The organism is Nocardia coffeae, assembly GCF_019890715.1.
Classification (GTDB): domain Bacteria; phylum Actinomycetota; class Actinomycetes; order Mycobacteriales; family Mycobacteriaceae; genus Nocardia; species Nocardia jiangxiensis.
This window is the reverse complement of record NZ_JAINZY010000017.1, coordinates 114584-134586: the sequence shown is the minus strand read 5'-3', so window position 1 is coordinate 134586 and position 20003 is coordinate 114584. Positions and strand designations below refer to the sequence as shown.

Annotated in this window: 15 protein-coding genes; 6 read left to right on the top strand and 9 right to left on the bottom strand. The window is 68.2% G+C overall.

The genetic code is table 11. The features are described from left to right. The first annotated feature begins 57 nt into the window (after positions 1–57). Complete coding sequence (locus tag K7711_RS40335) at positions 58–1671, top strand: DUF885 domain-containing protein (protein ID WP_222977051.1); 1614 nt, start codon at positions 58–60, stop codon at positions 1669–1671. A 253-nt stretch (positions 1672–1924) separates the two neighbouring features. After that, the gene (locus K7711_RS40330; protein ID WP_222977049.1) at positions 1925–3181 is read left to right on the top strand and encodes a DUF475 domain-containing protein; all 1257 of its coding nucleotides are present in this window, start codon (positions 1925–1927) and stop codon (positions 3179–3181) included. Here the strand turns inward: K7711_RS40330 and K7711_RS40325 are convergent. Further along, entirely contained in the window at positions 3162–3674 is a 513-nt protein-coding gene (locus tag K7711_RS40325) for a mycothiol transferase (RefSeq protein ID WP_222977047.1), read from the bottom strand. The genes K7711_RS40330 and K7711_RS40325 overlap by 20 nt on opposite strands. A 243-nt stretch (positions 3675–3917) precedes the next feature. Here K7711_RS40325 and K7711_RS40320 point away from each other — a divergent pair, with 243 nt between their 5' ends. The 4 genes from K7711_RS40320 (at position 3918) to K7711_RS40305 (ending at position 6465) form a co-directional block, all read left to right on the top strand. After that, complete coding sequence (locus tag K7711_RS40320) at positions 3918–4268, top strand: DoxX family protein (protein ID WP_222977045.1); 351 nt, start codon at positions 3918–3920, stop codon at positions 4266–4268. 35 nt (positions 4269–4303) lie between these two features. Continuing rightward, positions 4304–4942 carry a lipoyl(octanoyl) transferase LipB gene (gene lipB, locus K7711_RS40315; RefSeq protein WP_235748529.1) on the top strand — a complete coding sequence of 213 codons (639 nt, stop codon included), beginning with the start codon at positions 4304–4306 and terminating at the stop codon, positions 4940–4942. A gap of 93 nt (positions 4943–5035) precedes the next feature. Continuing rightward, positions 5036–5398, top strand: coding sequence for a DUF1707 SHOCT-like domain-containing protein (locus tag K7711_RS40310; RefSeq protein ID WP_235748556.1), 363 nt, complete (start codon positions 5036–5038; stop codon positions 5396–5398). 20 nt (positions 5399–5418) lie between these two features. Further along, the gene (locus K7711_RS40305) at positions 5419–6465 is read left to right on the top strand and encodes an SPFH domain-containing protein (RefSeq protein ID WP_222977041.1); all 1047 of its coding nucleotides are present in this window, start codon (positions 5419–5421) and stop codon (positions 6463–6465) included. 110 nt (positions 6466–6575) lie between these two features. Here the strand turns inward: K7711_RS40305 and K7711_RS40300 are convergent, their stop codons facing one another. From K7711_RS40300 to K7711_RS48110, 8 genes are all read right to left on the bottom strand, one after another. Next, complete coding sequence (locus K7711_RS40300) at positions 6576–11489, bottom strand: NAD-glutamate dehydrogenase (RefSeq protein ID WP_222977039.1); 4914 nt, start codon at positions 11487–11489, stop codon at positions 6576–6578. Between the two features lie 141 nt (positions 11490–11630). Further along, positions 11631–12356 carry a hypothetical protein gene (locus K7711_RS40295; protein ID WP_222977031.1) on the bottom strand — a complete coding sequence of 242 codons (726 nt, stop codon included), beginning with the start codon at positions 12354–12356 and terminating at the stop codon, positions 11631–11633. Further along, positions 12353–13444: a discoidin domain-containing protein gene (locus K7711_RS40290; protein ID WP_222977030.1), complete on the bottom strand. Its 1092-nt coding sequence runs from the start codon at positions 13442–13444 to the stop codon at positions 12353–12355. The genes K7711_RS40295 and K7711_RS40290 overlap by 4 nt, the downstream gene beginning before the upstream one ends. A 77-nt stretch (positions 13445–13521) precedes the next feature. Beyond that, entirely contained in the window at positions 13522–13890 is a 369-nt protein-coding gene (locus K7711_RS40285; RefSeq protein WP_235748528.1) for a helix-turn-helix domain-containing protein, read from the bottom strand. Between the two features lie 16 nt (positions 13891–13906). Further along, positions 13907–15604, bottom strand: coding sequence for a type VII secretion protein EccE (gene eccE, locus K7711_RS40280; protein ID WP_308015169.1), 1698 nt, complete (start codon positions 15602–15604; stop codon positions 13907–13909). Beyond that, a complete protein-coding gene (gene mycP, locus K7711_RS40275; protein WP_222977028.1) occupies positions 15601–16956 on the bottom strand; it encodes a type VII secretion-associated serine protease mycosin in 1356 nt (451 codons plus the stop codon). Before mycP ends, eccE begins: the two co-directional genes overlap by 4 nt. Further along, complete coding sequence (gene eccD, locus K7711_RS40270; RefSeq protein ID WP_222977026.1) at positions 16956–18488, bottom strand: type VII secretion integral membrane protein EccD; 1533 nt, start codon at positions 18486–18488, stop codon at positions 16956–16958. Before eccD ends, mycP begins: the two co-directional genes overlap by 1 nt. Continuing rightward, complete coding sequence (locus tag K7711_RS48110; RefSeq protein ID WP_235748527.1) at positions 18485–19987, bottom strand: MinD/ParA family ATP-binding protein; 1503 nt, start codon at positions 19985–19987, stop codon at positions 18485–18487. Before K7711_RS48110 ends, eccD begins: the two co-directional genes overlap by 4 nt. Positions 19988–20003 lie beyond the last annotated feature (16 nt).

Here is a 20003-nt window from a genome sequence, read left to right as displayed (position 1 = left end):
GGCTGCCCGCACCGCGGCGCGCGCGCCATCGGCGGAGCGTGCCGGTAGCGTGACCGCATGACCGAGAGCTTCGTAACGCGGGCCGGGCGGATCATCGACGCGATACTCCGAGCCGATCCGGTGACCGCCCTGTACGTCGGGGACCACCGGGCCGACGACCGCCTGCCGGATCTGTCGCCGGAGGCGGTTCGGGCGCAGACGGCCCTGTTACGCGAGGCTTCGCACATCCTCGCCGAGGTGGACGCCGAGGATCTCGGCGCATCGGACCGGGTCGATCACGCGCTGCTGCAGCAGGAGGTGGACCGGCGGATCTTCACCCTCGGGGAATTGCGCGAACACGAGTGGAATCCCCTGGCGCACAATCCGGGACCGTTGTTGCACGGATTGCTGGCACGGCCCTTCGCACCGCCCGAACAGCGTCTGGAACTGCTCACCGCACGCCTGGCCGCCCTGCCCGACGCCCTGGCCACCGCCCGCGCCGTGCTGCGGGACTGCCCGAGAATCCACGTCGAGACCGCGATCGCGCAGTTCGCGGGGGTGTCCGCGCTGATCCGCGAACAGACCCCCGCCCTGGCCGAGCAGGTGCCGGGCGCGCGAATCACCGCGGCCGCCGACGCGGCCACGGCCGCCCTCACCGAATTCACCGGCTGGCTCACCGAACGGCTCGACCGCTGCGAGCGCGACCCGCGCCTGGGCCGCCGGCTCTGGGAGGCCACGCTGTGGCACACCCTGGACACCGAACTGAGCGCCGCGCAGGTACTCGATCGGGCACATCGGCACCTGGACCACGTCCTGGACGAGATCCGCAGCGCGGCAGGCGAACTCCTGGGCGTCGGGAATCCCACCGACGAGACCGTGCGCGCGGCGCTGGATCGCCTGGCCGCCGAGCATCCCACCGACGAGACCGTGCTGGCCACCGCGACCACCGCTCTCCAGGAGGCCCGAACCTTCACCGCCGCACAGGATCTGGTCACACTGATCGACGATCCGCTGGTCGTGCAGGAGATGCCGGAATTCGCTCGCGGGGTGGCCGTGGCCTACTGCGACTCCCCCGGTGCGCTCGAAACCGACGGCGCGCCCACATTTTTCGCCATCTCGCCGACCCCGCGGGACTGGACCGCCGAGCGGGCCGCCTCGTTCTATCGCGAATACAACGACCACATGATGCGCAATCTCACCGTGCACGAGGCGATGCCGGGCCACTATCTGCAACTGGCCCACGCCCGCCGGTTCCGCGGATCCACCGCCGCGCGCGGACTCTGCGCCAGCGGCACTTTCATCGAGGGGTGGGCCGTCTACGCCGAACAGTTGATGTCGGAGCGGGGATTCGGCGGCCTGCCGGTGCGGCTGCAACGACTCAAATCCCATCTGCGGATGACCATCAACGCCATCCTGGATCAGGGCGTGCACTGCGCGGACATGTCCGAGGACGAGGCGATGGATCTGATGCGGCGGCGTGGATTCCAGGAGGAGGGCGAGGCGGCGGGCAAATGGCGGCGCGCGCAGTTGAGCGCGGCTCAGCTGTCGACCTACTTCGTCGGCTACACGGAGGTCTCCGCGATCGCGGCGGCGCGTCCGGCGGGCGCCGGCGTGCGGGACTGGCACGACCGGATGCTCGCGCACGGATCGCCTGCGCCGCGTCATCTGGCGGAGCTGATCGCGCCCGCCTGAGGCCCTCGCGGCGTGAATTTCCTCTCCGGCCCGGCAGATCCGGACATTCCGGACGATCTTCGACACCCCCGCCAGGCAGGCGTTTCGCACCCGTTGCACCTGCGGAGATCAAATTCGGCAGGCACACCGATTGTCGTACCCGCGCAAGAACTGTCACAATCGTGGTCAGGGTAACGATCGCCGCACAGGTGCCGTGATCCATCGAATGAGCACGCCGCGGGCTCAGGCCAGGGCTGACGAAAGGCGCGTCGTCATGTTTTTGCGAGTGTTCGCTCCGTCGTTCATCGTCGCTATCGCAGCGCTCGTTACAGCGCTGATCTACGGTGGGCCGCAGGCTCTCGTGGCCGCGGCGGTGCTCGGCGTACTCGAGGTATCCCTCTCGTTCGACAACGCAGTGGTGAATGCCGGTGTGCTGCAACGGATGAGCGTGTTCTGGCAACGCATGTTCCTGACCGTCGGCGTGGTGATCGCGGTCTTCGGGATGCGATTGCTGTTCCCGCTCGTCGTGGTCGCGATCGGGGCGCACCTCGATCCGATCCAGGCGCTGAATCTGGCGCTGCACCCGCCCGCGGGCGGCGCGCACTACTTCCCCGACGGGACGCCCAGCTACGAAACCCTCTTGAACCAGGCCAATCCCAAGATCGCCACCTTCGGCGGGATGTTCCTGCTGATGCTGTTCCTCAACTTCGTCTGTACCAAGCGCGAGATCACCTGGCTGACCTGGGTCGAACGCCCACTGGCCCAGCTGGGCCGGTTCGCGATGTTCCCCGTGGTGTTCTCCCTGATCGTCCTGGTGGCGGTCGCGGGCGTGGTGGTGCCCGACGGCGAGGCGAGTGTGGTGATGGTCGCCGGTGTCCTGGGCATCGTGACCTATCTGCTGGTCGACGGCCTGGGCGCGCAGTTCGACACCGAACACACCGGTCCGTCCCGGGCCGTGGTCGCCACCGGGCGGGCGGCCTTCTTCGGCTTCCTGTACCTGGAGGTGCTGGACGCGTCGTTCTCCTTCGACGGCGTGATCGGCGCGTTCGCCATCACCGCGGACCCGATCATCATCGCGCTCGGGCTGGGGCTCATCGGCGCGATGTTCGTCCGCTCGATCACCGTCTACCTGGTGCGCAAAGGCAGCCTGGCGGATTACGTCTACCTCGAACACGGCGCCCACTGGGCCATCGGCGCGCTGGCGGTGATCCTGCTGTGGTCCACCGGACACGCCATCGACGAGGTCACCACGGGGCTGATCGGCGTCGCGATCATCTTCCTGGCGGTCCTGTGCAGCTGGGTGTACACGCGCAGGCATCGCGGGCAGACCAGCCAGGCGCAGGCGGCCGAACGCGAATCCGAGGAGGACGACCCAGCCCCGGAACCCACGGCCGTGGAGCAGGCGTACGACGGCGGTGACGCGGCATTGCGGCTGCACGGCCCCGAACTCCTGCAGAAGGTGCCGAACCCGTCCTCCGCCAACGGATTCGGCATCCCCCGCGAGGCGCTGCCTAACTCGTCCGCACAATGACCCCGCGCAGGTAGGCGGCCTGTCCGGCGTGTTGCAGATCGTCGGAGATCACGCTGACCAGCCGCACACCGAGAGTGACCGGCGGATCCCATCGGGTGTCCACCACCCGGGACAGATCCGCGTCGGTCAGCTCACGCACATAGCGCAACGTCTGCTCGTGGACCGCGTCGTAGTAGCCGGTGAGCAGTTCGGCCGATGCCTGAATCGCCGCCACATCCTCCGCGGAATCGCCGTATCCCGTCTCCCGCGGGTCGATGGGCAAGGCGAACCGGTCGAACCAGCTCTGCGCGGTCCAGACCTGCTCGAGCCCGGCCACATCGGCGACATGATCGTCCTGCACACGGGTCAGATGCCAGACGAGCCAGGCGATGGAATTGGCGCCCGGGTCGACCCGGAAACTCAGCGCCGCCGCCCCGAGCCCGTCCACCGCCTCGTGCACGACCTCCCGCACCCGCTCGTACCCATCGATCAGAACCTCAGCACTGGTTGTCACTGTGTCTTCTGCCTCCGCTTCGCTCCGGCGGGGCCGCGGCCCCCTTGGGGCCGATTCTTCCCTCCCTCCGCTCCCCCGCTTCGCTCCTGGCGCTCCACTCAGTCCAGAATCGACCCGGGCCGCGGCCCTGGAGCTGGTGTTCTCCGAGGTCGGCGGAACTCAGGTGCCCCTGTCACACTTGGGATTCCTGTCTCGTCTACCCGGCATACACGGTTCGAACCCCGTGGAAGGAGACGAATTCCAATGACCATCGCCTATTACGTCGTCGCTGTCATCACGGCTCTGTGGGTCGGGTTCTCCAGCTACTCGCTGTTCGCGCGGAAGGCGTTCGTGGTCGACTCGCTGGTGGACTACGGGGTGCCGCAATCCTGGTGGAACTGGCTCGCTCTCGCCAAGGGGGCGGGTGCGCTCGGCCTGATCGTCGGGATCTTCCTGCCCGCCCTCGGCATCGCCGCGGCCATCGGGCTGATCCTGTACTTCCTGGGCGCCGTGGCGACCACACTGCGGGCGCGCTCGTACAAGACCACCCCGTACCCGGTGCTGTACCTGCTCCCCGTCGCCGTCACGCTCATCCTGCAACTGGCCGCTGCGTGAGCACCCCCGACATGGGGGCGATTAAACTCGCCCCCATGAAGTCCAGGCCGTTGACGCTCGTTCAGGATGATCTCGTCGAGTACGACAAGGCCATGGCGCGGATGGCGGAGATGGTCGAGCAGCGGCAGCGGGACGAGCGGCCGGACACCCTGTGGCTGCTGAGCCATCCGCAGGTGTACACGGTCGGGCGGCGCACTCCGCACGACCATCTGCCCGATCCGGCACATCACATTCCGGTGGTGGAGACCACGCGCGGCGGGCAGTTGACCTATCACGGGCCCGGCCAGCTCGTCGGCTACCTGATCGTGAAGCTGGGCGCGGGCGAGGGGGTGGTGGACTACATCCGCGAGGTGGAGTTCCGTCTCATCGACGCGCTGGGCCGGCTCGGCGTCCAGGCCGAACGCCGCGACACCCCGCCCGGCGCGGAACTGCTGACCGGAGTGTGGACCAGTGCGACGGGCCGCAAGATCGTCTCCATCGGCATGCGCCAGAGCCGCGGCGTCACCAGCCACGGTTTCGCGGTCAACGTCGACGGCGACCTGGAGCCGTGGCAGTGGGCGGTGGCCTGCGGCCTGCCCGAGGTCGACATGACCTCGGTGCGCCGCGAATCCGGTGCGGGAACGATGGAGCTGGTCCGTTCCGTCGTCGCCGGCGCATTCGAAGCCGCACTCTAGAGGCACCGCCGCGGCGCGAGACTTCCCGCTGGTGGTAATTCGGACCGACGAGCCGCCCCGGTTCGCCGACTTATTCTGCTCTGTGTGGATGACATGCCGTACGCCCGACTCAGCACAGCTGATCGTGAGCGCGCACTGCATGAACTCGCCCATCATCTGAGCGTCGGTCGGCTGAGCCCGGTCGAGTTCGAGGAACTCACCACGCGCGCCACGGCCGCCACCAGCAAGGCCGAGCTGGCCGGCCTGCTCGCGAATCTGCCGGGCCAGGCGCCCAGACCCTCGACCGAACCGCCCGCCCGCCCGTTGGCTCCGGTCGCCGTGCTGTCGGTGATCGTGGTCCTGGGTGCGGTCGGGATGAGTGTGCTGTCGGGAAGTTGGTTGTGGCTGTTGCTGATTCCGGTCGTTCCGGCCGTAATCCTCGGTGTGCGAACTATTTTCGCGCGTCGTACAAGCTGATTCACTGAGGGAGTAGTGCCGTGGCGTGGTTCGACAGGGAGTTCATCGCCGTCCCCGAGGCCCGCAAGAGCCAGTTGGTCTACAAATGGCCGGATGTGAGTATCCGCCGCTACTCCCGGGCGGTGGTCAACGCCGACGAGATGGCGTTGTTCGTCAAATCCGGCCAGGTGGTCGCCACGATGGGCCCCGGACGGCACCGGGTCGACGCCGACGAGCTGCCGGTGCTGGGCGCGCTGGTCGACTCGGTCACCGGCGGCAACTTCTATCGCGCCGAGTTGTACTTCGTCTCCACTCGGGAGTTTCCGGGCGTCAAATTCGGTGGGCGACTGGCCGATATCGTCGACCCGGCCAGTGAGCAGGTGGTGACGTTGCGGGCCTTCGGCGAATTCGCGCTGTCGGTGCGCGAACCCGCGCAGCTGATCACCTCACTGTCCGGAACGACCGATCTCGCCGATCCCGCGGCGGTGCGGAACTGGTGTTCGGAACTACTCCTGAAATCCATGAAAGTGACCATCACACAGGGGATCTCCGGTCAGGAATGGCCGGTTCTGGGGCTGCCCGCGCACCTGCACGCCATCGAATCGGCGGTACTGCGCCAGACCAACACCACCCTCTACGAATACGGTCTGCGCATACCGCGAATGGGCAACTTCGACATCACCCTGGCGCCCGAGGACGCCGATCGGCTCAAACGCCTGGCCAAGGACAAGACCTACATCCGCCTCACCGGCGACTTCCAGCGTTACGCGGCAGGCGAATTGGCGTTGGACGCGGGCCACGGACTGGCTCAGGGCGCGGGCGGTGGCGGCGGATTCCTGGGTGCGGCCCTGGGCCTCAACGCGATTGCGCAGCACACCACCGCACCCCCGGCTCCCGCACCGGCCCAGTCCCCTGCCATGCCCATCTGCCCGACCTGCCAGACCCCCAACCCGGCGGGCGGGCGATTCTGCGCGAACTGCGGCGAGAACCTGAAATCCGCTGAGCCGCAACACTGTACGGCCTGCGGACACGAACTGGCCGCAGCAGCCAAATTCTGCAGCTCCTGCGGCGTGGCCACCGGGCGCTGACGCGCGCCTCCACTGCACTGCGGCCGACCGCACTATCGCTGCCGCCCAGGCCGTCCGGTGCACCGACCGGGCCGCTCCCCGAAGGAAGCGGCCCGGTCCCGGACTCGACGTCAGCCGATCATCGTCGAGCCTGCCTCACCGGTGCCGACCAGGCCACGGAACTGCCGGGCGGCGACCGACAGGGTCGCGAGATCCTTGCTGTCACTGGCGAAGATGTCCGTCAGGGCCGATCGAGCGCGGGACAGCCGCGGGCGGTTGGTGGACTCCCAGTAGGCGATCTTCTCCGTGGCGCTCTCGGCGGGCTCGGTGATGGTCAGGACGTCGATCGTGAGCGAGCGCAGTGAACCGTACAGATCGTCGCGCACGGCCAACCGGGCCAGTGTGCGCCAGCGGTCGCCGCGGTCCAGACCGGCGACCTCGGTGAGCAGGCGCTGGATCTCGAAACGGTCGTCCAGGGCGAAGTAGAGCGCCACGACCTCCTGCGCGTCACGCTGGGTGATATCGGCGATGTCGAGTACATCCAGCAGCGAGAACCGGTGGATCAGCAGGTACACCTCCTCGGCCAGGTCGCGCGGTGCGCCGCGATCGATCGGTCCGCGCGAGCGCCGCAACAGATCGGCCGCGAGCGGACCGGGCTGCCAGGCGGGCACCGACAGTGTCCGCACGCCCTCCCGATACCGCGCGATATCGGCGCCGATCGCGATCGGCTGCGGTCGATTGGCCAGCAGCCAGCGGCAGGCGCGATCGAGGGTGCGCTCGGTCTCCAGTTCCAGTTCGTCGCGGACCGCCGCCGGCATCGGCATGGTGCGGATGCGCTCCCACAGCGAATGCAGATCGAAGATCTCCACCGCCGCGGTGAACGCGCGCACCGCGTCCGCGGCGTCGGCTCCGGCCTCCTCGGCCAGCCGGAAGGCGAAAGTGATACCGCCGTAGTCGATCATCTCGTTGACCACCGTCGTGGCGATGATCTCCCGGCGCAGCGGATGCCTGCGGATCGCGGCGCCGAAGCGTTCGCTCAACGCCTCCGGGAAATAGCCGGGGAGCCGGGCGGCGAACGCCGCACTGTCCGGCAGATCACCGGCCAACAGCTCCTGCTTGATCGAGAGCTTCACGTGCGCAAGCAGATTCGCGATCTCCGGCGAGCTGAGCCCTTCGCCGAGCGCTGCCCGCTCGCTGAGTTCGGCATCCGAGGGCAATGCCTCGAGCGCCCGGTCCAGGCCGTGCCGGGCCTCGAGATCGGCGATCAGCCTGCGATGCACCTCCAGCATCGAGCGCGCATCGCCCCGGGCCAGGCCCATGCAGAAGTTCTGCGAGATATTGTCCCGCAGAACCAGTTCGGAGACCTCGTCGGTCATCGAGGCCAGCAACGGATTGCGGTCGGCCGCGGGCAGCTCCCCACTGGTCACCACGCCGTCCAGCAGGACCTTGATGTTGACCTCGTGGTCCGAGCAGTCCACGCCCGCGGAATTGTCCAGCGCGTCGGTGTTGCACTTACCGCCGTTGCGGCAGAATTCGATGCGTCCCAGCGAGGTCAGGCCCAGGTTGCCGCCCTCGCCGATCACCCTGGCCCGCAGGCGATTCGCATCGACGCGCACCGAATCGTTGGTCTTGTCACCCACATCGCCGTGGGATTCGGTCGACGCCTTCACATAGGTGCCGATTCCGCCGTTCCACAGCAGATCGACCTGGGCGAGCAGGATCGCCTTGATGACCTCCGCCGGCGGCAGCGCGGTCACCCCCGGGGCGAGATCGAGAGCGGCATGCACCTGCGGCGTGATCGGGATGGCCTTGGCCGACCGATCGTAGACGCCGCCGCCCGCGCTGATCAGCGCGGTGTCGTAATCGGCCCACGACGACCGCGGCAACGCGAACATCCGCGCCCGCTCGGCGAACGAACTCGACGCATCCGGATTCGGATCCAGGAAGATGTGCCGGTGATCGAAGGCTGCGACCAGTCGAATGTGCCGCGACAGCAGCATCCCGTTGCCGAACACGTCACCCGACATGTCTCCGACACCGACCGCGGTGAAATCCTGTGCCTGCGTATCGATGTCCAGCTCGGCGAAGTGCCGCTTCACACTCTCCCAGGCACCCTTGGCGGTGATCCCCATCGCCTTGTGGTCGTAGCCCACGGACCCGCCCGAGGCGAATGCGTCACCGAGCCAGAAGCCGTACGCCAGCGCGACCTCGTTGGCGATATCGGAGAAGCTCGCGGTGCCCTTGTCGGCGGCCACGACGAGATACGTGTCGTCGCCGTCGCGGCGTATCACCCGCTCGGGCGGCACCACCGCACGCGACACGCGATCCACGTTGTCGGTCACGTCCAGCAGGCCGGAGATGAATGTCCGGTAGCAGGCCACGCCCTCGGCCTGCATCGCCTGCCGATCCGCCGCCGCGTCACCGGTGGCCGCCGGGGGATGCTTGACCACGAATCCGCCCTTGGCGCCCACCGGCACGATCACGGAATTCTTGACCGCCTGCGCCTTGACCAGTCCCAGGATCTCGGTCCGGAAGTCCTCCAGGCGATCGGACCACCGAAGGCCCCCGCGCGCCACCGCACCGAACCGCAGGTGTACGCCCTCCACCCGCGGCGAGTACACGAAGATCTCGAATTGCGGCCTGGGCCTGGGCAGCTCGGCGATCGCATGCGGGTCCAGCTTGAACGACAGATGTCCCCGGGGCTCCCCGGCGTCGTCGCGACGGTAGTAGTTGGTGCGCAGAGTCGCCGTGATCAGTCCGAGGAACGCCCGCAGGATCCGGTCGGTGTCCAGGCTGACCACGGCATCGATGTCGGCTTGCAGCCGCCCGGATACCGCCGCCGCGCGCGCGGACGCCACCGCGGGGACGCCGTCGGGGTCGAAGTAGGCGTCGAACAACTCGGTGAACCACCGCGCAGCCGCGGGATGTGTGGACAGGACTCGGGTGATATTGCCCAGGGTGTAAGCGAAACCGGCCTGCTGCAGGTATTTCGCGTAGGCGCGCAGCACGGCGACCTGACGCCAGTGCAGTCCGGCCCGCAGGATGAGTTCGTTGAGGCCGTCCACCTCCGCGCGACCGAGCCACATCGCGGCGACCGCATCGGAGAAACGTTGCCGCACACCATTTTCCGGGTGCGTATCGAGCATCGAGGACCGGGCGAGTTCGGATTCCAGGTCCTGATCGACCGTGCCGCGCAACAGCACCGACGGCACGCGCAACCCGAAATCGTAGATCCATCGAGCGGCCTTGCCGGGCAGTTCGATCCGGTACGGCCGTTCGTCGACCACTTCCATGCCCAGGCTGTGCAGCAGCGGCAGCACCCGGCTCAACGAGACCTCGGCGCCGGCGACGAACAGCGTGAAACGCCAGTCTCCCGAAGGCGATTCGGGGTCGCGGTACAGATTCGACTCGACCCCGCCATCGGCCAGAGCCGCCAGTCGCCGCAGATCGGCGAGTGCCCGATCGGGTTGGTATTCCTGCTGGTAGCTCGTCGGGAACGCATCCGCATACCGCTGAGCGACGGCCGTGGTGATCGCCGGAGCGCTCGCGGCCGCGGCGACCAGGCGGTCGGACCAGGTGCGCGTGGTCTCGAACAGGAGTTCCTGGATCCGGTCGCGGTTGGCTTCGGAGAGGTCGACCGGATCGATCGCTTGGTCCCGGTGCACCGTGAAATACGCTACGGCCAAGTCCGATTCGGTGACGCGCGCCGAATAGGTGATCTGCGTGCTGGCGAATTCGGCCGCCAGCACATCCTGCATGGCCAGTCGGACCTCGGTGGAATACCGGTCTCGCGGCAGGTAGACAAGGCAGTAGACGGCCCTGCTGCGGTTGTCCGGGCGCAGGAACAGCCGCACCTGGCGGCGCAACCCCAGATTCATCACCGAGGACACGGTTTCGAACAGCCGCCGCGCCTCGGTGGAGAACAGCTCCACGCGGGGGAAGGTCTGCAGCACCTCGAGCATCGCCTGCCCCGAGAAGGAGTTCAGGTCCAGCCCGGCCCACTCGATGACCTGGTGGATCCGTTGCGAGATCACCGGGATGTCGAGGATGTCCTCATGCGATCCGGTCACGGTGAAGGTGCCGACGAACATGTGCTGACCCGGCATCGTCTCCGGCACCTCGGCGACCGGATTCTCCCGACCCGGGTCCGCAACACTGACGAAGCAGAGGTCCGCCGCGCCCGGCAGCACCGATTCGATGGAACCGTTGGCCAGCTGCAGCACCGGACCGCCGGCGGCCGGACCGACCGAACCGGTGCCGAGCACACCGAGGCCGTTGCGCAGAACCCCGAGCCCGGTTCCGGTCGCCTGGCCGAACTCGGCATCGGTCGCCGGATCGGTCCGGGCAACCGGGTAGTAGCCGTAGCCCATCACCGTGAAGTGACCGTCGGCCAGCCAGCGCAACAGCCGCGAGCTCTCGTCGATCTCGGTGTCGCCGGCCACGCGCACCATCCGATCCAGCCGGTCGGCCAGCGCGCGCATGGTGCTCACCATGCGGGTGGAGTCGTCGTTCACCCGCCGCAGTTCGTCCAGCAGCGGTGTGAGCACGCGCTCGACGCGATCGAGCAGTTCGGGGTCGACCGAGGGGTCCAGCTGTACGTGGATCCAGGACTCCGCGGCCACCCGGCCGCTCCCCCCGGGCCGTCCGAGCTGTCCGGCCGACTCGCGCGGCACCACCGCCTGCAGCCTGCCCACGGTGTCCCGGGCAACGTCGAATACGGGGTGAACGACCTCGGCGACCGCGACGCCCAGCTGGCGCAGCGCCGAGGTCACCGTATCGACCAGCAACGGCATGTCGTCGTTGACGACCTGGATCGCAGGCCCGAGCCCGCTGCCGTCGTCGGGCCGGTAGACACGGGTGATCACGAGGCCCGGCCTGCGCACCACCGCGAGTTCGAGATGAGTGCGGAAGATCCGCTCCGCGCGATCGGTGATCGTCGGTGCCGCGGCGCCGCGCTGAATCCAACGGAAGTACACCGCCTCCAGATCGGTCGGAGCGTCACGGAACCGCTTCAGTGGAATCGTCTGCTGGGTGATTGCCGCCATCGGACCGGGCCTTCCCTCGGTTACGAGACTCGTCGTCGCGGCTTATATGCCGCTATCTAACGGTACATAAAGTAGTGTGCCATAACACTTCGCGGATATATCCCCAGAAGTGGGAACGGGATTTGCGTAACCCGGGCCGCATCACCGAATCAGCCCGGCCCGCACCAGGAAGGTCCGAGCAGCGTCCCGGCCGGCGAAGGTGCCCGTTTCGATGTGCAACCCGGTACGGAGATCGGCGTACCACGCGGTGGTCGACGGGCCGATCGCGACGAAAACCGGGCCGTCGACCAGGACCGTGGGCTCGGCCGCACGCCAGCGGCGCACGGTGTCTGCCACCTGATCGGGGCTGTCGACCTGCACGGACAACGGCAGGGCTCGCCCGCTGGTGAGACCTCCCGACAGGAGTAGATCGGTGCCGGCGATGACACAGTTGCCGCCGGCGGATTGCGGGCACGATGCGGCCGACCGCACCGATTGGGGCAGCGTGTCCAGCGGGTCCATCGCGGGCATCGACGGCAGGCCACCCGAGCACGACCTGATGAGCACAGTGGCGAGAATCCCCATCAGCGCGAGCGCCACCGCGGCGACCTGCCAGGTCACCTTCGGCAGCAGCGTGCCGAGCAAGCGTTGCAGGCCGCTCGCGACCGTCGCCGCCTCCGCGGTTGCCCCGGTGTCGGCCACGGCTTTCGCGGTACCCACGACCGCATGCTCGACGGCCGAAGCATCCCGACCCGCTTCGGTCAGCATCGAATGCCCGGCCTCGGCCACCCGCGCGCCGGACAGCGGTGCACCGCAGTGCGCACAGCGCGAATCCGCACCGGCGTTGTGGTGCGAACAGTATTGGCAGACCAGGTGCGAAATACTCAATTTCCGGTGATCACAATCGAGGAGATGGCGGTGGTGTTGGTCGAGGGGTCACCCTTCGACTCCAGGATCGTCAGCGTGACCTTCGACGCTCGAACCGGCGGTGAGAGCTTCGTGACCACGAGGCTGCGCTCGTCGAGAGTCTGCTGGGTGTAGGTGGTCAGGTTGGAATCGTTGAATTGATACGAGACGCGGCTGACCGTGCGGTATTTGGTCCATTGATCCGCGCCGTCGGCGCCGACGCCGTCCCAGCCGGGATCGATGCCGATCGAGTCCACCTCGTAGGTCTTGCCGAGGTCGATGGTCAGGACCTGCCCGTCGACCTTGTAGGCCCGCACACACGACCAGGCTTTGCCCGTCTCACCGCCGAAGGCGTCCATCGCATCGGTACTGCCCGACGGGCAGTGCGCCTTCGCCGTCTTCACCGGGATCGGAGCGGACGCGGCCTCGGTCGCCGTCGGTTTCGCCGACGAGGTCGGCGGCGCCGCCGCCACCGGGGTGATGACCGCCAGCTGACTCTGTTTCTTGTCGTTACCGCCCGTGGTGATGAGCAGGATGACCAGCAACACCGCCAGCACCGCGGCCACGGTGAGCGCGACCTTGGGCTTGCGCAGCTGGACAATCAGATCCCGGCCGAGCCCCGCGGCCGAGGATCCCTGGGAAGCAGACGCCGATGTCGATGGGGTTCGACTGCTCTCGGTCGCGGTCGGCGTCGTTGGTCTTTCCGCCGCCTCCGGTGGCGCGCTCGACCTGTTCGCAGCCATCCGACCAAGGTCCGAGGCATATTCCAGATCCGGCGAACTGCCCGGAGATTCGCCGTTCAGCAGCGCCATGATCCGATCACTGGCCCTGGGCGCACCCCCGCTCCGGCGCGGACTCGGCGCCGTGACGTCGGGCTCGACCCCGCCGCCAACCGGACCAGCGGCACTCTCACCGGCAGTCGCCGGCGGCACACCGACTGCCGGACTCGCGGGCGACGAAGCGCCTGCTGCGGGGCCGGTGGAGTGCCCCAGCGCGGGGTCGGAGAGCAAAGCTTCCAGAACCGCGCCGCGGTGGCGAATGAAGATATCTCCCGGGTCCGAGTCGGACATTCTCGGATGGTATCCGCGCCGACCCGTCTCGCGGGCGGACCGCTATTCCCGCTGACGGGAATGACTCACCGGTGCGGTCAGCCTTCCTTACCTCCGGTGACGAAGAATTCGGGCGGGACATCGAACACCCGCGCCAGGGCGATAATCAGATCGAGCCGGGGAATCGCCTCGCCGTGCATAAGCCGGTACAGGCCGGACTGCGAAACCGGCACATCCGGATAGGCCAGCTCCAAATGCTGTGCCAGTGCGTACAGCGTCAACGACCTGGTCGTTCCGTCCTCGGTCGACACGACGGATTCGGCAATCAAATCCGACAATCGGCCGGAGAAAATTACCGCTGCGGCTTGCCGCGGAGTCAGCGCTTCGTCGCTGTCCTGATCCGGCAAATCTCCGCCGTCCACCTGAGAATCCATTACCACATTGATAGACATTACCGTCGCCTCCATTCACCGCACTCGAGAGTTATCGGGTTGCGGAACCGTTTGTGGATACCTCGAGCCCGGTGCCCGGTTCTGCTGCCGCGGATGCGGCGGGAGAAGCTTCGAAATACCGGGTCTCGCCGCGCGGTTCGATCAGTTCCACCCGCACGGTGCGCATCGGGATGCTGACATCGACCGAGGTCGCGCTGACCTGATCGATCGACAGGTCGGCCGACCGCCGACGCGGATCGCCGGGCTCACTGATGGTGACGGTCGTGTGCGCTGCCGAGACCCGCGGGGGCATCTGGTCGAACACAGCGATCGTCGCGGGCGAGACGGCGGGATCGGGGTCCGCGTCGCCGTCGGGCTCCGCCGCCAATCGTAGCGATGCGGGGTCCCCGACCACCGACACCAGCTGCGACCATCGCTGCGGACGAGCCGAATGCACCTCGACATCTGCCCCGACCACCATCGCCCGCAGCACGATCTGTTGTGCCACAGGCAGATCCGCATGTACGTCGATGGTGCGCCGCTGCGGGTTGTAACGCACCGGATCGAACAGTGGCAGCGCCAGGGTGTGCCGCGGCTGTCCGCTGATGGCGCCGAGAATCTGACCGTTGGGGCCGATGGCGATGGGCAGTTCGGCGAGCAACTCATCGGAGGCCAGGTCGTTGCGCGAATCGTCGCTCGGCACGTCACGGGTCGAGGTGCCGGTCGGGAGCGTCGCCAGGAGAGCATCGGACTGGCGACCGCCCAGCGGGCGCAGATAACCCGGCGGCGAGACAGTCAGCGCGGGCCCGATGTACCGCACCAGACCGCGCGATCCGAGAGCGCCACCGGCCAGACTCACCACCAGCGTCGTCCGGCCCCGGTTCCAGGTCCAGCAGTCGTCGAGACCGGCGCCGTCGAGCCTGGACCAGTCGATCAGGAAACTGGATACGAACCGGCCCGGCACCGAAGACTCCAGATGCCCCCATTTTTCGCGCAGGTCCGTCAACTCGACTCCCGCATGCAGCAATCTGGTCGCCTCGCGCATGGCGTCCGCCGGCAGAGCGTGGGCCGCGGTCCCGCGTTCGCGCAGTCGCGCGGCGATCCGGTGTGCGGCGGTGGCCAACGCCTTCGGCGCCGACACCTCGCAGGGCCCGCGCCGCATCAGCGCGTCGAGGTTGCGTTCCTGATCCAACCGGATCACCAGCCAGGTGTGCCGATTTCCCACCACCGGATGCGGACCGATCAACTGGTCGTACAGCATGCTGTAGCTGCTGGCCGACCTGACCCGCTGTGCGGTGGTCACGATATCGATATCGATCTCTATGCCGTACTGGTCCAGCATCGGCAGCAGCGCGTCGACCGGCACGGTGTCCTCGGTGTACAGGGAGTTCTCGCTGATCACTGTGGGCAGATCCAGATTGGGCGCCAGCTGGATCATGGCGACGAGCGTCGAGCCCGCATCGTGGATACCGCAGACACCAGCGGCGACCGTCACATCCTGCACCGACAGCAGATCGGCGCGGCTGTGGGCGCGGGCCGCGCGACCGGATCGGTACCCGGCCCAGTCGAGCAACCACCGGGCCGTGGTGCGCCCGTTCACCCGGACGACCACGGTCGCCAGCAGTGCGGTCACCACTGCGGGGCCGACCCACCAGGGAAGGCGGGACCACGCCCCGACCACCACGAAGCTGCTTCCGATCACCACCGTGGCGACCGGACCTCGTTCGAGACTGCCGATTCCGATACTCACCGCCGTCTCCCGACCACGGAGTTGGCATAACTCGCGCCCACACCCAGCAGGACCGCCACCAGCACGACGATCGACGCAGTCACGGCCGGCCGGTAGTCCCGGGGGCGCGCGGGCGCGGGCATGGTCAGCGCCGACCAGCGGAACAGCCCGGTGGGTGGCTTCGGCGGCGTGCGATAGCTCAGCGCGGCCAGCGGATCGATCACACCGGCCCCGACCGAATTGTCGATGCCGCGCGCCGGTGCGTGTGCCGAAGCCGTCAGCCGCGAGGCGATCTCGCCTGGCGTCTCGTTCGGAAACCGCGACCGCAGCAATGCCGCGACACCGCTGACATATGCCGCGGCGAAGGACGCACCGCCGACCGGCACCAGTTTGCCGGGTTCGCCGACACCGTTGATCAGGCCACCGCCGCCCGGGCCCAGGGACTCGATTCCGGTGCCGGGCGCGGCAACCGAAACCCACGGCCCGGTCAGGGAATCATCCATCGGCACACCGTTCGCGGTGGTGAATCCGACGGTCAGTACGTCGGGGGCGAACCAGCCCGGCGCCGATATCGTCTTGACGTCCCGCCAGTTCCGGGAGTCGACAGGCCGACCCGGATCGATGGCGGGGTTCTGTTCGCAGCCCGAACTACCGGTGTTTCCGGCCCCGGCCACGATGAGCGAGCCTCGAATGTGCACCGCGTAGGCGACCGCGGCCGAGAGCACCGACTGATCGACGCGGGCGTCGGCGGCCAGACAGATCGGGAGGGATACCGAAATGACCCCGGCTCCCAGATTCGCGGCGTGGGTGATGGCGCGGGCCAGGGTTCGGATGTCGAGGGCATCACGCACGTTCTGATCGGATGTCCCAGGCATATCGGTCTGGAACGCGCCCGAGTGGTACCTGATCGAGATGAGCCGGGCATCGGGCGCGACACCGGTGAAGCCGTCCCCGGAATCCGCTGCACCACCGATGATTCCGGCGATCAGCGTGCCGTGCGCATCACAGTCGGACAAGCCGTTCCCGCCCGCCACGACGTAGTCGCCGCCACCGGTCAGATTCCGCAGCCGCGGGCTCGGTGATACCCCGGTGTCCACGACCGCCACGGTCACCCCGGAACCACGGCTCAACGCCCGCGCACTTCGCAGGTTCAGCGCTTGTTCCGGCGGTGGCACCTGCGACAGGTCGCTGTCGCGCAGGACACCGGCCGCCACGCAGCCCTTGTCCTGTTTCATCGGGATCTCCGGTCCGGGCGGACCGTCGGCGGGCGTCGGCCCGACCACCACCTGCGGTGGGTCCAGTGCCGCGGCGGGCGCCGCACCACAGGCCAGCACCAGCGCGGTCAGGGCGACCGCGGGCAGAGCGAGCTTCATCAGATCGCCCGCATCGCCGTGTAGATGCCCATGATCCAGAAGGCCAGCACGGGAATGACCAGGACCATCGCATATTCGATCAGATCGATGATCCGACGGGTGACCGGCGACAACCGTTTGCCCGGAAGTTTCAGCGCTGCAACGCATCCCGCGCAGGCCGCGAGTGTGACCAGGACCGCGACCAGAAGCCGGGCCGGGGCGCTGCCGTACGTATCGACCAGCACCAGACCCACGCCCGCCACCGTGACGACCGCCGCGGTGAGCAGCGAAAGAGCCTGCGCCCGATCCGGATACCACCGGACCCGCAGCACGAGGATCCCGGCGACGGCCGCGCTCATGACGATCTCCCGGATACCTCCCGGGCTCGCTTCGGCCGACAGCACGCAAGCGACGGCCAGCACGATCGACATCGCGGCGATCAAACCGCGCAGGCTGGTGACCGCCAACCGGGCTCGGCTCTCGATGCCGGATTCGCTGTGCTGGTACCGGAGTTCGGGATCGTCGGCCGGATCGTGGTCCGGATCCAGTTCGCGGGCCGACTCGGCGTCGAAGATGTCGGCCAGGGTGGCCGGAGCGACCTCGTTTCCGGGATCCGGCAGGTCGGGCGGTCGGATGCGGGCGGCCACCACGGCCAGGCGCGGGGCCATGGTCAGCCCCACCAGCCCGGCGAAGACGGCGCCTCCGGCCATCTGCCCCACCGACACGTCGAGATAGGCCAGCGGCAACGCGAGAATGGTGACCATCACACCGATCACCGTCACCGCCATCAAGGTCGCGATGCCCTGGCGCGTGAGTCGCAACATGGTGGCGGCCGCGACCGCGGCGACGACCGACCCCGCCGCGACGTTGGCCGCGGCGAATCCGCCGACCTGCCCGTACGCCGACGGCACCAGCATCGCACCACCGGCGAACAGCAGCGGCAGCGCCGCCAGCGACAGTCCCAGGCACAACGCGGGCGCGGCGTTGCGCCGCCCCGCCAGCAGCGCCGCCGCCCAGCAGACCGCGCCCAACAGCAGCGCCGGTAGTCCGCACCACGCCAGGGAACCCGAGCGCGCCCAGGACAGCGACAGCATCGCCGCCGTCGCGACCGAACCGGCGCCCAGCGCGGCCAACCCGACGATCCTGGTGGTCGCGGCGTCGAATTCGGCGAATTCGCGTTCGTTGATCTGCGCCAGCGCATCGGTGATGTCCTCGACCACCGGCGTGAACATTTCGGCCGATTCGACGACCGACAACATCAGCACCGCGCCGTCGACGATGTCGTGATCGGCGAGGCTGCGCCAGCGCGGCATCGGCGGCTCACCGGGGCGGGCCAGGCTCCACTGCCCGGCCGGCGGGGTGAAATCGACCGTCTCGTCGTCGATCGAGCGTGCCAGCACCGCCAGCAGGTCATCGATATAGGTCTCGATCGTGAACTTGGTGGGCACCACCACGTCGACCTGGTACGTGGCCACCATGATCGCGATACGTGCCCTGGCGACCTCCGCCGACGGCTGCGCCGTGGTCGGCGCCGGGGCGTAGGCCGTGCTCATCGCCACCCTCCGCGATCACCCGAGGCAGCCGGATACCCGGGGAAGCCGTCGGCCAGCCCGGCCGCCAACTCCTCGAACGCCAGCGCGGTGTCGTCGTCGAGCAGCCGCAGATCGATTTCGCCGCCCTCCCCCAGATGGGCGTCGTAGGGCAGCACGCGCGTCGGCCGCTGAGCGGAGGCGAACAGCTTCTCGATGTGGTCGACCTCGACGGTCGGTCTAGCTGCCTGGTGGTGCGCGATCGCGATGATCGATTTGGCGATCAGATGATGCATGCCTTGTGAATTCAGCCAGTTGAGGGTCGCTACCGCGCCCTTCACCCCACCCACTGTCGCGGGGGTGACCACCACGATCGCGTCACTGGTGCGCAGCACCGTATTGGTGACCGAGTCCAGCACGCCCGTGCCGCAGTCGACGACCAGCAGGTTGTAGTGCCGGCGCAGTACCTCGACGGCCGAAGAGTACTCGCGTCCCGACAGCGCCTCGGTGGCTTCGGTGTTCCACGGCGACGCGATCACCGCCAGATCGGCCTCGTTGATCGAGGTGAACGAGTGCACCGCGGAAAAGGCGTCCAGATTCCCCGCCCGCGCCAGGTCACGCAGGGTCAGGCCGTACGGGTGCGGGCTGGTGCGAGTGGGCAGATCCCCGAAATCCGGATTCGCGTCGATGGCGACCACACGGTCCGGCCGCAGACTGGCGAACGTGGAGCCGAGCGCGGCGGTGACCGTGGTCCGGCCCACGCCTCCCTTCACACTGACCACCGCGATCTGATAGGTGGAGGTCAGCTGGCGACGGATGCGGCCGCGCCGATCCTCGGTGCGCTGCTCGGCCGGGGACAGCCCCAGATTGAAGCCGACCTTGTTCAACGCGCCGCGCATGCCGCTCTGCGACTTCAACTGGGCGCGGCGGGCGGCGGCGATGTCGGCCAGCAGGTCGGCCGAGGTCAGCGCGGCGGGCATCACCTCGACGCGGGCGCCGGTGTCGTGCCTGGTGCGATCGGGCACGCGGGTCGCGGGCAGAGGTGCGGCGGGCTGCCCTGTGGGCCTTGTGGTTTCGGCGGTGTCAGCGGATTGCCAAGAGGCGGCGGCATTGTCGGCGGCGGCGTCGAATTGCGGTGTGGCCGCAGCATAACTCGCGGGTGTGTCCGACGTTGTCGCGGCAGCCGGTTCCTGCCTCGACCAGGTCTGGTTGTATTCGGCGTCGACCGTCGCGGCAGGGAACGAGGGCGCGCTGGTCCCCTGCGCGGGGGTGGACGTCACCGAACCGGAGCCTTCGACACGCGCGCGCTGATCGGCGGTGCGCGGCGGGGTAGGTACCTCGGGCCGGCCGGCCGGGAGATGCGGTGCCACACCGGTCGACGCGGCGCCCGACATCGAGGCGCTCGCTCCCCCTCCGGCGCCCGGTTCCGCCTGCTCGGCGATCGGCGCGAAGAAGGCGTCGTATCCGCCCCGAGTCCGGACGGACTCGGTCGAATGACCGTTCGTACTCGGTGCTCCGTTCATTTCCCTCATCCTCTCG